The sequence below is a fragment of the Rhizobacter sp. J219 genome (assembly GCF_024700055.1).
In the GTDB taxonomy this organism is placed as follows: domain Bacteria; phylum Pseudomonadota; class Gammaproteobacteria; order Burkholderiales; family Burkholderiaceae_C; genus Rhizobacter.
Map to the genome: position 1 here is coordinate 2370068 of NZ_JAJOND010000001.1, position 13890 is coordinate 2383957.

General features: G+C 67.0%; 12 protein-coding genes and 1 pseudogene. 10 read left to right on the forward strand and 3 right to left on the reverse strand.

What is annotated here, in order from left to right; translation table 11 throughout:
• The first annotated feature begins 37 nt into the window (after positions 1–37).
• From LRS03_RS10785 to LRS03_RS10800, 4 genes are read left to right on the forward strand one after another with little or no spacing between them, the layout of a single operon-like run.
• Complete coding sequence (locus LRS03_RS10785) at positions 38–946, forward strand: ATP-binding protein (RefSeq protein ID WP_257825427.1); 909 nt, start codon at positions 38–40, stop codon at positions 944–946.
• Between the two features lie 46 nt (positions 947–992).
• Entirely contained in the window at positions 993–1724 is a 732-nt protein-coding gene (locus tag LRS03_RS10790) for a methyl-accepting chemotaxis protein (protein ID WP_257825428.1), read from the forward strand.
• Positions 1721–2290 carry a hypothetical protein gene (locus LRS03_RS10795; protein ID WP_257825429.1) on the forward strand — a complete coding sequence of 190 codons (570 nt, stop codon included), beginning with the start codon at positions 1721–1723 and terminating at the stop codon, positions 2288–2290. Before LRS03_RS10790 ends, LRS03_RS10795 begins: the two co-directional genes overlap by 4 nt.
• Before the next feature lie 29 nt (positions 2291–2319).
• The gene (locus LRS03_RS10800) at positions 2320–2688 is read left to right on the forward strand and encodes a response regulator (protein WP_257825430.1); all 369 of its coding nucleotides are present in this window, start codon (positions 2320–2322) and stop codon (positions 2686–2688) included.
• 52 nt (positions 2689–2740) lie between these two features.
• Here the strand turns inward: LRS03_RS10800 and flhA are convergent, their stop codons facing one another.
• Both flhA and LRS03_RS10810 read right to left on the reverse strand, forming a co-directional pair.
• Positions 2741–4828 (reverse strand): flagellar biosynthesis protein FlhA, encoded by a 2088-nt coding sequence (gene flhA / locus LRS03_RS10805; RefSeq protein ID WP_257825431.1) that lies wholly within the window; start codon positions 4826–4828, stop codon positions 2741–2743.
• Positions 4825–5988 (reverse strand): EscU/YscU/HrcU family type III secretion system export apparatus switch protein, encoded by a 1164-nt coding sequence (locus LRS03_RS10810; RefSeq protein WP_257825432.1) that lies wholly within the window; start codon positions 5986–5988, stop codon positions 4825–4827. The genes flhA and LRS03_RS10810 overlap by 4 nt, the downstream gene beginning before the upstream one ends.
• Before the next feature lie 383 nt (positions 5989–6371).
• Here LRS03_RS10810 and LRS03_RS10815 point away from each other — a divergent pair.
• The 5 genes and pseudogenes from LRS03_RS10815 to LRS03_RS10830 form a co-directional block, all read left to right on the forward strand.
• Positions 6372–8618 (forward strand): annotated as a pseudogene (locus LRS03_RS10815) (type VI secretion system Vgr family protein); the annotation flags it as partial.
• A 4-nt stretch (positions 8619–8622) separates the two neighbouring features.
• Complete coding sequence (locus tag LRS03_RS26880; protein ID WP_374685101.1) at positions 8623–9174, forward strand: DUF2345 domain-containing protein; 552 nt, start codon at positions 8623–8625, stop codon at positions 9172–9174.
• Between the two features lie 116 nt (positions 9175–9290).
• Positions 9291–10748, forward strand: coding sequence for a hypothetical protein (locus LRS03_RS10820; RefSeq protein WP_257825434.1), 1458 nt, complete (start codon positions 9291–9293; stop codon positions 10746–10748).
• Entirely contained in the window at positions 10748–11485 is a 738-nt protein-coding gene (locus LRS03_RS10825) for an Imm71 family immunity protein (protein WP_257825435.1), read from the forward strand. Before LRS03_RS10820 ends, LRS03_RS10825 begins: the two co-directional genes overlap by 1 nt.
• Entirely contained in the window at positions 11485–11853 is a 369-nt protein-coding gene (locus tag LRS03_RS10830; RefSeq protein WP_257825436.1) for an Imm72 family immunity protein, read from the forward strand. The genes LRS03_RS10825 and LRS03_RS10830 overlap by 1 nt, the downstream gene beginning before the upstream one ends.
• 182 nt (positions 11854–12035) lie before the next feature.
• Here LRS03_RS10830 and LRS03_RS10835 read toward each other — a convergent pair whose 3' ends face one another.
• On the reverse strand, positions 12036–12983 hold the full coding sequence (locus LRS03_RS10835) for a hypothetical protein (protein WP_257825437.1): 948 nt from the start codon (positions 12981–12983) through the stop codon (positions 12036–12038).
• A gap of 4 nt (positions 12984–12987) precedes the next feature.
• On the opposite strand from LRS03_RS10835, the gene LRS03_RS10840 reads away from it, so the two are divergent.
• Positions 12988–13830 (forward strand): M15 family metallopeptidase, encoded by an 843-nt coding sequence (locus LRS03_RS10840; protein ID WP_257829486.1) that lies wholly within the window; start codon positions 12988–12990, stop codon positions 13828–13830.
• Positions 13831–13890: the final 60 nt, after the last annotated feature.

Consider the following 13890-nt stretch of genomic DNA (forward strand, 5'->3'; position numbering starts at 1 on the left):
GCAGCACTACGACGACCTGCGCAAGGAGGCCGACGCGGTGTGGGAGCAAACCACGCTCTTGAGCGAGCTGCGCGAGGTGGGCGAGCTCATCGAGCAGTACGCCCATGTGAACGACGTGGTGCTCGGCCGCAAGGGCCCGGGCCGGCGTGCGGCGGTCGAGAAGTTCCTGATGGTTGAGCGCGACACGGTGGCCGAGACGCTGCAGTTGCTGATGGGCGTGGACCGCAGCAACCTCGCCAGCGTCAACAGCGCCCTCGACGCGGTGGGCACGCGCCTGCACATGCTGGGCACCGAGCCGCTGGCCGAGGTGCTGGCCGGCACCATCGAGTCGCTGCCCTCGCTGGCTGCCGAGCTGGGCAAGGAGACACCCGAGGTTTCAATCGAAGACCACGGCATCGCCATCCGCACACAGGCAAGCGGCCTCCTGAAGAACCTCTTCACCCACCTGCTGCGCAACTCGGTCGACCATGGGCTGGAGCCGGCCGACCAGCGCCGCGCCGTCGGCAAGCCGGCGGCCGGCCGCATCGACATCCGCCTTCATGTGGACGACGGCAAGCTGCACATACACCTGCACGACGACGGCCGGGGCCTGGCCATCGGCAAGATCCGAAAGCAAGCCGTCGAGCAGAACCTGCTGACGCGCGGCGCCAAGAGCAGCGCCGACGAGGTCGCCCAGCTGATCTTCCGCTCGGGCTTCTCGACCGCGGAAAAGGTCACGGAAGTCTCGGGCCGCGGCGTGGGCATGGACGCGGTGCGCGCCTTCCTCGAAAAAGAAGGCGGCGCGATCGCCATCCGCTTCCTCGACGATCGGGAGAACGAGGACTACCGCGCCTTTGAGACCGTGATCAGCCTGCCCGACAAGTTTGCCGCCTCGGCCCACGCCGCGATGTCGTTCGACGCGCTGCGCGCCCGCCTGCTGGCCGCCAAGAACAGCACGCCGGGTTGAGCCGCTGACACTTCAGATTGACATCCAACAGCCGATAGACCTTTTCATGACTGCCGTTTCGATCGCCCTTCTCGCCCTTGGCCTTTTCGTCGGCGCCGGCGCCACCTTCTGGTGGGGCCGCAAGAACACCGCCGTGGCGGTCGAGCAGGCCCGCCAGGCCGCCGTGCAGGCCGTCGAACAGGCCAGCGCGGTGACCATCGCCGGCCTGCAGCGCCAGCTGGAAGACGCCACCCGCGCCGCCTCGGCGGAGCGCGCTGCGCTCGAAGCCAGCCACCACGAGCAGCACCGCACCCACCAGATGCTTCTGAAGACGGTGAGCAGCGGCGCCGAGTCGCTCAAGAATCACGCCCTCGAAGGCGCCGACCGCCTGGGCGGCACCATCGACAAGCTGCTCGGCCTCATCGAGACCTTCGAGCGCTGGAACGGCGAGCTGAACCAGCTGCTGCAGCACAACCGCGAGATGCACTCGAAGAACGACGAGTTCGCGCAGATCGTGAACCAGGTCATCATCGTCGCGCTCAACGCCTCGATCGAGGCCGCCCGCGCCGGCGACCAGGGCCGCGGCTTCGCGGTGGTCGCCGCTGAAGTGCGCGACCTGGCCACACGCGCCGACAAGCTGTCGAAGGACTACCGCTCCAACCTCTACAAGAACGACCTCATCACCGGCAGCACCTTCCAGGACCTGCAGGCCGGCGGCAAGATGATCGTCGGCGCCTTGAACGAGCTGCGCCTGCTCAACGGCAAGACGCGCCAGGCCGTGATGGCGGAGGCGGCGTGAAGATTTTCCAGGTGAGCGACCGGGCGCGCCAGGGCCTCGACCACTTCGTCGCCCAGGCCGCGAAGAACTCGCTCGTGCCGGCGGGTGAACGCTGCGAGGTCGTGCCCGACGACGCCGCTACGGTGCCCCAGTCGCCCGATGTGGTGATGTTCACCGTCTCGTCGTACCTCTTCCGCGTTCTGCTGCTGATCCAGTTCGACCACACGCCCACCACCCGCGCCTACATCGCCGGGCTGGCCTCGGCACCGGTCGAAGAGATGGTGGGCGAGCGCTTCCTCGACACGATGAACGAACGCGGCAACCTCTTCTGCGGAGCACTCAACCGCGACCTGGTGCCCTTCTTTCCTCACATCGGCATGTCGACCCCGTGTGTGCTCAAGCGCAACTCGGTGGAGCACATCACGGCGGTGAAGCCGAGCTACCAGCGGCGCTTCCGCTGCGAGCTGGCGTCAGGCGTGGAGATGCACGTCACGCTCGCGCTGTGCACCGATGCCGATTTCGACTTCGCGTTCGAGCAACGTGCGGAAGAGGAAACCGACACCGCGGGCGAACTGGAAATGTTCTGACTTTTTCCGACAAACGAGAGGTAATTCAAATGGCCCAGATCCTGGTGGTGGACGATTCGAGCACCGTGCGCGTCGAAGTGAGCGACTTTCTGAAGAAGGCCGGCCTCGCGGTGGAGACCGCGGTCGACGGCCGCGATGGCCTGACCAAGCTCAAGAGCGACCCCGGCATCAAGTTGGTGGTGAGCGACGTGAACATGCCCAACATGGATGGGCTCACGATGGCGGAGAAGATCCGCGGCGAGCTGAACAATGCGGCGGTCAACATCATCATGCTGACCACCGAGAACTCGCCCATCATGAAAGAGCGTGGCAAGGCCGCCGGCATCAAGGGCTGGATCGTCAAGCCCTTCAAGGGCGACGCGGTGCTGGCCACCTTCAAGAAGCTCGCAGGGGCTTGAGCCCGGGAGCATCGCAGCCAGCCGGGTCTTGCCCCGGCGGCACACCCTGGCGCTAGGCCTGCGCCCCGATCACCGCACCGATGCGGATCGAATGCGTCTCGGGGATTTCGGAGTGCCCCAGCACCCGCAGGCGCGGCGCGGCACGCTTGAGCAGGCGGGCCATGGGGGCACGGATCATGTCGGGCACCAGCAGGCAGGCCGGGTGGCCCAGGTCTTCCTGCCGCTTCGCCGACTGCGCCGCGCTGCGCGCCAGCGTGTCGGCCACGCCAGGGTCCAACGCCGCACCATGCGGTGAGTTGAGCGCCTGGGTGACCAGGCGTTCGAGTTCGGGTTCGAGCGCGATGACTTCGAGTTCCTGCACCGGCCCGTAGATCTGCTGCACGATCGCCGGCGCGATGTGGATGCGAATGCGGCGCGACAACTCCGCAGGGTCGGACACCGTCGACGAATGTTCCGCCAGGCACTCCACGATGGAGCGCATGTCGCGGATGTGCACGCCCTCTTCGAGCAGCAGCTGCAACACCTTCTGCAGCGACGGAATGCTCACCATCTTGGGCACCACGTCTTCGATCATGCGCGGCGCGAGCTTGGTCACGTGCTCCACCAGCTGCTGCACTTCCACGCGGCCGAGCAGGCGCGCGGCGTGCATCTGCATCAGGTGCGACAGGTGCGTGGCGATCACGGTCGAGCAGTCGACGACCGTGAAGCCGTTCATCTGCGCGGCTTCGCGCTGGCGCTCCTCGATCCACACCGCGGGCAGGCCGAAGGCGGGGTCGGTGGTCTTGGTGCCGATGAGATTCGTCGTCGCCCCGCCCGGGTTGATGGCGAGCAGCATGCCCGGGAAGGCTTCGCCCTCGCCCACCACCGCGCCACGCAGCGTGAGGCGGTACATGCTGGGCTTCAATTCGAGGTTGTCGCGGATGTGGACCGGCGGCGGGAGGAACCCCACGTCCTGCGCGAACTTGCGGCGCACGCCCTTGATGCGCTGGAGCAGGTCGCCGTTCTTTGACTTGTCGACGAGCGCGATCAGGCGGTAGCCCACTTCCAGCCCGAGCGTGTCGACGGGTTGCAGGTCGTCCCAGGTGGCTTCGGCATTCGGCTCGGCGACGACGGCGGGCGCGGGCGGGGCGAGCTTGGCGCGCTGATTGCGCCGGTGCATCCACCAGGCGCCATAGCCGAGGCCCGCGGCGATCATCAGGAAGACGAAGTGCGGCATGCCCGGGATCAGGCCCAGCAGGCCGATCACGCCCGCGGTGATGGCGAGCGTGCGCGGAGAGTTGAAGACCTGGTTGCCGATCTGCGTGCCGACGTCCTGCTCCTTGCCGACGCGCGAGACGACCATCGCCGCTGCCACCGAGATCAGCAGCGCCGGCACCTGCGCAACGAGCGCGTCGCCGATGGCCAGCAGGATGTAGCTGTTGGCAGCCTGCCCCGCCGACAGGTTGTGCTGCACCACGCCGATGATGAAGCCGCCGATGATGTTGATGAAGAGAATCAGCAGGCCCGCCATCGCGTCGCCGCGCACGAACTTGGACGCACCGTCCATCGAGCCGAAGAACTCGGCCTCGGCGCCCACCTCGGTGCGGCGGCGCTTGGCTTCCTTTTCGTCGATGAGACCGGCATTCAGGTCGGCGTCGATCGCCATCTGCTTGCCGGGCATCGCATCGAGCGTGAAGCGCGCTGCGACTTCGGCGATGCGCTCGGCACCCTTGGTCACCACCACGAAGTTGATGACCACGAGAATGGCGAAGACGATCAGGCCGACCGCGAAATTGCCGCCGATCAGGAAGTGGCCGAAGGATTCGATCACCTTGCCGGCCGCGCCCGGGCCGGTGTGGCCTTCCATCAGCACCACGCGGGTGGAGGCGATGTTGAGCGACAGGCGCATCAGCGTCGTCAGCAGGATGACCGTCGGAAAAGCCGAGAAGTCGAGCGGGCGCACCATGTAGGCGGCCACCACCATCACCATCAGCGCCATCGCGATGTTGAGGGTGAAGAGCATGTCGAGCGCGAAGGCCGGCAGCGGCAGCACCATCATCGCCAGCACGAGGATGATGAACACCGGCGCCATCAGCGCCTTCATCGCGCCGGCGTGCTGCGGCCCCAGCCACGCCTGCAACTGCTTCATCACGGGATTCATTCGAGCACCTCGTCAGGCACGTAGCCCGGTTTGTTGTGCGGGTCCAGCTCGGGCGGCACGTGGAGCTCGGGCAGCGCACCCGGCATCTGCACACGACCGGCGATGGCGGCGCGCAGCTGGTACACATAGGCCAGCACCTGCGCCACGGCGGAGAACAGCGCCGCGGGGATCTCGCGGTCGACCTCGGCGTGGGCATAGAGCGCACGCGCGAGCACCGGCGCCTGCAGCACCGGCACCTGGGATTCCTTCGCGGTATCGCGGATCTTGAAGGCCATCAGGTCGGCGCCCTTGGCCACCACCTTGGGCGCGCCCATCTTGGCGTCGTCGTACTTGAGCGCGACCGCATAGTGGGTCGGGTTCATCACCACCAGGTCGGCATTGGGGATGGCGGCGAGCATGCGCTTGTTGGCCATCTCGCGCATGCGGGCACGCGCCTTGGCCTTCACTTCCACGTTGCCCTCGGTCTCTTTCTGCTCCTGCTTCATTTCCTGGTGGCTCATCTTGAGCCGCTGGGCGTGCAGGAATTTCTGCAGCGGCACGTCGACGGTGGCGAAGAGCGCGAGCGCCAGCAGCAGCAGCAGCATGCCGCCGACGATGGCGGTGCCGGCATGCGAGAGCGCGGCCGGCAACGCCATGCTCAGCACGCCGCCGAAGGTGTCGATGTTGGCGCGCAGGTAGAGCGCCCCGATGGCCCCGAGGATGAGCGCCAGCAGCGAGGCCTTGAGCGCGTCGATCAGCTGCTGCTTGGAGAAGATGCGAGGGATGCCCGTGATCGGGTTGAGCTTGCCGAAATTGGGCATCAGCGGCTTGAAGGTCCACACCCAGCCGCCGGCAAAGAGGCTCGCGGCCAGCGCCACGACCATCATCAGGACGCCCAGCGGCAACACGATGAGCAGCATCTGCAGGGCCAGCTCGGCCAGCCGCTCGGTCATGAACGCGGGCGACTGCACCGACGCGGCGTTGAAGCGCAGGCCGTTGACGAGCAGCTTGCCCGACCAGTGCGTGATGAGCGGCGCTGCCGCCACCACCGCCGCGCCGCCCACCGCAATGGCGGCGAAATGGCCGAGGTCGCGCGAACGCACCACCTGGCCTTCGCGGCGGGCTTTGTCCAGCTTTCTTTGCGAGGCTGGCAGGTTGCGGTCTTGGTCGGAATCGGCCATGGGCAAGGGTTTGGGGCTTCCTGCGATTGTTCGCGGCCAGGCCGCCGACTTGAGCCGGATAAACGGGTGGCGCACCGGCCAGTTCGGCGGCTTCGAGACGGGAGCCCGCAGCCCGGCCCGTGAAATCGTGCACACCGCGGCCGCTGCGGTAACCAATTGCAATCCCACCCCGGCCGGCCCGATGGGCCCATGCAGAATTCCGCCGTCATCACGCAGGGATCCATCCGATGAACCTCGCAGAAGGTTTGAACCGCCTGGCGGCCATGCTGCCCCTGGGCCAGCACAAGCGCCTGCTGCAGCTCGAGACGGCACTGCCCAGCGCCACGCTGGTGGTCGAGCGGGCGCAGTGGCAGGAGAACGTCAACGACTGCGGCTCGACCCAGATGCTGTCGCCGCTGGTGGCCGAGGTCGATGCGCTCAGCACCAGCGCCCAGCTCTCCCTCAAGGCCCTGATCGGCGAGCAGATGAGCCTGCGCCTCCTGTGCGCCGACGGCCGCTACCGCACCTGGCACGGCTACGTGGCCCAAGCCGCCCAGCTCGGCGCCGACGGCGGCCTGGCCCGCTACCGGCTGCAGCTCGTCGCCTTCACCCACTTCCTCGGCCTGCGCCACGACACCCGCGTCTTCCTCGGCCAGCGCGCCGACGCCATCCTCACCACCGTGCTCGGCGCCTACCCGCAGGCCAACTTCCGCCTCGAGTCCAGCCCCGACGCCCTGGCCGCCGCCCCCGTGCGCGCCACCACCACCCAGTACCGCGAGAGCGACGCGGCCTTTGTCAGCAGGTTGCTCGGCGAAGAAGGCTGGAGCTGGCGACTCGAGCACAGCGACGACGAGCGCCCCTTGAGCCAGGCCAGGAGCGCCCGCCACTGCCTGGTCATCCACGACGCTTCCGGCCAACGCCCCGACCTCGGCGCCCTGCGCTTCGGCCGCCCCGACCTGCGCGGCAGCGTCCTCGGCCTCCCCGAAGACACCCTCACCGCCATCGCGCTGCAGCGCCAGGCCGGCCCCAACACCGTCAGCCTGGGCGCCTGGGACCCGCGCCAGCTCGCCGGTGTCACCGCCCAGGCCACGAGCAGCCTTGAGGCCGGCGCACTGCCCCCGCTGGAGGTCTACCAGGGCCACGGCCAGCAAGCCTTTGCGGAGTTCCGCGACGGTGAGCTGCACGCCCACACCCCCGCAGCCGAAGCCCAGGCCGCGCTCGCGCTCGCCCGCCACGAGCTCGCCTACAAGACCCTGCACGGCCAGGGCGGCGTGCGCCGCCTCGCCCCGGGGGCCGACTTCACCCTCACCGAGCACAGCCGCTACCCGCTCGGCGGGGACGAGGCCCGCTTCGTTGTGCTCAGCGTTGCGCACGAAGCGGCCAACAACCTCGGCAGCGAAGCCGCCCAGCTGCTCAAGCGCCCCGAGCTGGAAGCCGGCAGCTACCGCAACGACTTCCAGGCCGCGCCGGCCGCCGCCAGGCTGGTGCCGCCTCAGCGCCCCAAGCCGCAGGCCCCGGGCGTGCAGACGGCGCTGGTGGTCGGCCACCCGAGCGACACCCTGACCACCGAGCGCGACCTGCGGGTGCGGGTGCAGTTCCCCTGGCAGCGTGGGCAGGCTCCGCTGCCCGGTGGCCTGAGCGGCCCCACCACCCCGGGCCAGGCCGAGAGCGGCCATGCGCCGGGCGATGCGGCGGCCAGCCAGTGGGTGCGGGTGGCGCAGCCGAGTGCGGGGGCCAACTGGGGCGCCGTCTTCCTGCCGCGCGTGGGCACCGAGGTGCTGGTGGACTTCGTGGAGGGCGACCTGGATCGCCCGCTCATCGTGGGCCAGCTCTACAACGGCCAGGACGCGCTGCCCTGGCCGGCCGGGGTGGACTCGGGGGCGAACCATCCGGGCACGTTGTCGGGGTGGCACAGCCGCACGCTCGATGACGACGGTGGCAACCAGTGGGTGATCGACGACGCCACCGGGCAGCTGCGCATGCGCTTGGCCAGCCACAGCGCGGGCAGCCCGTGGAGCGAGCTGAGCCTGGGGCACATCATCAGCCAGGGTTATGCGAGCGCGCAGCGCGGGGCCTGGCTGGGTTCGGGCTTCTACGCCCACACGGATGGCTGGGCGAGCCTGCGCGCCGGCCAGGGGCTCTTGCTGAGCAGCACGGCCAGACGCGGCAGCTATGGCAGTGCGCAGGGCGGCCAGCTGGATGTGCAGGAGGCGGTGGCGCAGCTGAAGGGCGCGCAGCAGCTGGGGCAGGCGCTCTCGGATGCGGCCAAGGCGCAAGGGGCGCTTGCGCTCACGAGCCACGAGGCGCAGGCGCAGGCGGCGCTGCAGGGGCTGCTGGAGGCCATCGACGTTCAGAAGGACGGCAAGCACGCGAGCGAGCAGCAGGGGGCGAGCCGCGAGGCGAGCGAGCCGGTGGCGCAGTTCGCTCGGCCGTTCGTGGTCTTCGACACGCCGAGTGCGGCCATCACGGCCAGCCCGACGAGCATCGCCAGCTACTCGGGGCAGGACACGACGCTGGTCGCCCAGGGCGATCTGCATGCGGCGGTGGCGCACACGGCCAGCCTGGTCTCGGGGGAGGCGACGAGCCTGTACACGCACGAGGGGGAGCTGCAGGCGATCGCCGCCAACGGCCGGCTCTCGCTGCGGGCGCACACCGATGCGCTGGCTCCTGGCCGACCAGGACATCACGGTGATCTCGGTCAACGACGAGATCACGATCACCGCCAAGGAGCGCATCGAGATCGTCGGCGGGGACTCCAAGGTGGTGCTGGATGGCGCCAACATCGAGTTCGCCACACCGGGCAGCTTCACGGTCAAGGCGGCCAGTCATTCCTGGGCGGGTGGGGGGAGCGGGAGTGCGGCGCTCGCGGCTCTGCCGACGGGCGGTACGGCATTCGAGAAACACACAATCCAGCTGGATCATCGTTATCACGACAACGCCGGTGTGGCCGGAGCCACCTACGAGATCACATTTGCCAACGGCGAGAAGCGCACAGGCGAGCTCGATGGTCAAGGGCGGGCGGTCATCAGCGACGCACCCACGCCGACCGCCAGCGTGGTGTACGGACCGGCAAGGGCGCCATACGCCCGCAAAGGCGAAATGGCCAACCCGGATACCAGGCCGACGCCCTCGGCAGGCCAGTTGGACAGCTTGGTCGACAAGTACACCGCCAAGCTCACCGGTAGCGCGCAAGGGAGCCGGAAATGAGTGCAACAAGCTCTGCCCCAGGAGGGCTCTCGTGGTCTGAGTTCGAAGCCATGTCCACGGAGGCGGGTAGCTGGCTCTGGGGCACGGTCAGGGGAGCGTTCAACCAAAAGGCCACCATGTCCCAGATCGTGGTCGATGCCGTGATCGGCATGATCCCGCTGGTGGGCGACGTGACGGCGGTTCGGGACATCATCGCGGTGTCGATCCGCCTCGTGGACGACCCCAAGGCACGAGAAGACAAGATGGAATGGGTGCTGCTCGTGGTACTCATCATTGCGCTCATCCCGGTCGCCGGCGGTGTGGTGAAGGGCGTGGGCCGGCTGACGATCAAAGCGGTGGGGGATGTCGCGCACCTGGCGGGTGCCGCCCGTGCGGCCAAGCTGGCCGAATCGGCGCGCGACATCGTGGCCTTCCTGAACAAGATCGGCATAGGCAACGCCGAGCGCTTCTTGCTCAAGCTCAGATTCGCCGACCACCAAGCCGCCGTGCTCGCCAAGATGGACGAGCTGGTCTACGTGATCAACGGCGCGCTGGTGGCCATCAAGAAAAAGCTGGGCGGCCTCCTGAGCGAAGGGCTGCGCCAACGCATCGACGGCCTGATAACCGGGCTGAGCCAGCTCAAGGCCAAGGCGCACGAGATGATTCCGCAAGCCGTCAAGGAGCTGGATCAGACGTTGCGCGAGATTCAGCAGGCCATTCGATCCGGTGGCGAAACCACCAGCCGCACCACGGCACACACCGTGGTGGCCGGCGACAAGGCGGCCATCTCGATGACGGATGAGCTGCGGTTGATCGAGGGGCAGACGGCGTTGCGGTCGAGGCGTGGGGGATGGGAGAAGAACCCAGGGTTTGTGGACCAGTTCGAGGCTAAGGGGCTGTACAAGCATGAGCCGGGGTATCCGAACCTGCTGGATGGGTACACGGAAACGGTTGGGATAGGCACAAAGAAGAAGACCCGCTACGTCGACGTCACAACCTACGCCGGCAGGATCGTCAATCGACCGCTCGACAAAGGGGAGCAGTTGTTTCGCGTATTCGGGCCTGAGGGAGCCACGCACGGTGCTGAGGTCGTTGCCACGAAGCCAGGCGGAAATCCAAAGTACCCCTCGGCATTCTGGGGTGTCGGACAGGCGCCCGAAACCGCGGAGCAGTGGCGCAAAGTTCAAGGAGCTGTGCTCGATGAATGGAACCGTGACGGGTTCATCGTCATTGGCACGGTTCAAGAATCAGGCAAGGTCAAGGCTGTCACCGGCAAGATCGCTGAGCAAACCGGGAAAGACATTCCTGGACAGTACCTGCCCGGCGGCGGAAAGCAGGCCAAGATCGCATTCGACAAGAACATGATTGATCAACTCAACGCAGCGGGTGAGCGTGTGATGGCCACCGGCAAGGCTGAAAAGCTGACCTCCCACAACGTTAGCTTCGAGATCAAACCCACTGGCTGGAAAGACGCCAACGGCATCCACGGCTACAGCCTGATACCCGGGCCGGCCACCGTACAAACCGCCCGGCTGACCGCCCGCGAATACGCGACCAAGGATCAACGTGAAGCGGCACATGGAGGGGCGCGCTGATGGCCTACGCGATCCCCAATGAAGAAGAACGCCGCCAGCTCTTCTACTACCTCAAGCGCGGCAGCTCCTACACCGCCTGGGCCAAGCTTGGGCCGTACTACAAGGCTTTTGTGGACATTGTTCGGGTGGCGTTTGAAGACACGCAGAACAACCCCCCACCCGGCAAATCACCGCTCATCGGTTCGTCGCTCATGACGGGGTTGTTGAACGGCTTCGCTTCCTACGAGAAGGCGCTTGCTCGGCTGCGCAAGGGTGACAAGACTGTTTTCAAGTTCATCGGCTACGGGCAAGCCGCAGCTCCCTATTTCTGTGAGGCCTTCCGGGCGATTGAAATCTGGAACAGCAAGAACACCGGCGACGAAGCCGCGCGCGGCAACGAATTTCCTGCATGGGAGTCCAAGTATTGGCCGCAGATAGAGCGGGCACTGAATCACATCAATGATGTTGAAGGGACTGTCGCGTGCCTGGAAGACCGGCACATCGATGTTCCTGCGCCCTACGACGACATGGCTGAGCTGCGGAACGGCACCGTTCTCGACTTCCTCCCCATGTTGCGCATCACCCCTAGCTTTCCCGATGTGCCTATCCCCAAAGAAGAAGTGCTAATCCGCACCGGCCAAACCGTGCCCTGCTTCGGCATCTGGGAGCCCGTGAAGGCCCCGCTGAGCAAGGGCTTCATCGGGATGTTCAAGCGCCCAGAGGTGCCGCCCGACCACAAGTTGGGCTCGACGGACTGATGAATTACCTCCATCAGGGCTCGCCAGCACCCACCATCGGTTTTGAAGAAGACAACGCTCGCGGCGAGGGTCGCCCCACCGTCTGGCGCTTGATCTGGGCTGATGACCGGTATGAAGACGGCACCATTCCCGCCGACGAACTCGAATACAAGTTCGAAGAGCCGCAGGATCGCCCGCCTCCACCTCCGCCCCCGTTACCTCCGGAGTCCGACATCCAGTACGTGTTCTCCGGACAGCCAGCTCCAGAGGCAGGCGTCTGGGCCTGTGAAGCCGATCTCAACCTACGCGTGCGTCTGAAGAAGGGTGATCCGATGCCCAGGCGGGCTGAAGACGAAACGGTGGCCTGGGTTCACTTGCCCGGCGTTTGAGTCTTCCTCCAGCAGTCAAACTCAATCGAGAGAAACTGCGCGGGGCTTCCGAACATGCAGCGGGGCAGCCGCACCGGCAATGGACGACTGCGTGCGCACCACCTGCACATCACCGTTCACGAGCCGAAGATCGCATGAGTTCCGACGGCGGTCGCCTCATGCCGGGCGGAATCAAGACTCGCTCACCGACTCACCGCTGACGGACAGGCCGGATCTACCCCTTCGCGCCCATTGCAGAACTTCACCCGGCACTCCACCGCTGCGTCTCCCGCGAGCTGGCCGCAACGTTTCTCGTAGGCAGGGCTCGTCGGCGAGGGGCCTCCGCGCTTCAGGTGCGGCAGCATGGCAGCGAGCAGCTCGGCGTCGTCGTTGGCGGCTTTGGCTGACGGCTTGGGTGACGGTGGCGCGGAGCGTGTCGCCACGGTGACGTCTTTCATGGCCGGCGTGTCCTTCGGTGTCACGGGCTTGGCGGCTGCCGCCTTGCGCGGCTCGGGGGCCTCTGAGCGCGACAGCGCCTGCTGGATGTTGTTCAGGCTCGCGGCCACGTTGGGAGCCGGCGTCGCAGGATCAACAGCCGACGCTGCGGCCACGGCCGGCGTGGCCACGTTTTCGATCGACGCGGCACCGCCGGTCGCCGATGCGGCAACAGAAGCCGCGGACGCAGCGGGGGCAACCGGCCCCGCCGCCTTTACCTCCGGAACCGGCGTCTGCGCGGCCACGACCATGGGCACGGATGCGGGCGACGGCGATGCTTCGGGGAGCATGCCGAACTTCACCGCGAAATAGACCGCCACGACACCGATGGCGAACAACGACATCCACAGCACCCGCTTCAGCGGCGTCGCATCACGCACACGCGAATCGCGGCGCGGCGTGCCGTCGATGGTGGCTAAGATGCTCGGCCCGAAGTCGGGGTGTCGCGGTTTGCTGGCCTTGCTTGCGCTGGGTTCGCCAAACAACTGAGGGCGTGCACCTCGGGCGGGAACGGGCTTGTCTGGCTGGGTCATGGCAAGGGCCGAAGGCCTTGAAGTCGACGGGCGCGCATGCACGCGTGTGAGTGCGCGAATTCTAGAGAGGCCATCCCCGTCAGCAACGCCCCAATGGGGGACAACGAAGCGTGCTTGCAACAAGATGATGTGGATCGCGATCGTCGTCGTGTACTTCGTCGGTGCGTGCGCACTGGCGGCGCTGCTGTTGCTGCCCGCCTTCCGCGAAAGCCTGGTGCAGCGCATCACGCAATGGGCGCGGCAGGTGGCCGGCGCGCAGCAAAGCGCGCAACGTGCCGCCACGCGCAATGCGCGCCAGGGTTACGCCCAGGCGGCCAGCAGCTCACGCTGGGTGCAACGCAACGCAATCCCGCTGTCGATCGCGCTCGCGCTCCTCGCGCTGCCGCCGATCATCGTCTTCTCGTTGCGCGCCTTGCACACCTTGGAGGCCTACGACGACACCACCACGGCGCAACCCGACAGCGTCATCGCCACGCTGCTGCAAGGCGAGCAACTCGTGCCGCCCCCGCCGCTGCCCCCCGAGGTGTTCACCACGGCGGAAGTGGAACTGGTGCGCCCCAAGCTGAGCACCGCCGATCGGCGCTGGGATGCGCTCGATGCCGACTTCCGCCAGCGCCTGCTGCTGGTCTATCGGCTGATGCGCGAGGAGCACGGCTACGAGATGGTGCTGATCGAGGGCTATCGCAGCCCCGAGCGGCAGAACCTGCTCGCCAGCCTGGGCGCGCACGTCACCAACGCCGCCGCGTGGCAGAGCTACCACCAGCATGGCCTCGCAGCCGACAGTGCATTCCTGCGCAACGGCAAGCTCGTCATCAGCGAACGTGACCCGTGGGCCGCAAAGGGTTACGAGTTGTATGGAGAAGTTGCGCAACGTGTCGGCCTGACCTGGGGCGGACGCTGGCAGAACGCCGATCTGGGCCATGTGGAGCTGCGCAAACCCATCGCGTCCCGCCCGAAAGTGGGGGCCTGAAAACACGCGCCCGCCGTTAGACTTCGGCGCTCGCATCGAGGCTGCATGCGAGCTGCAAAT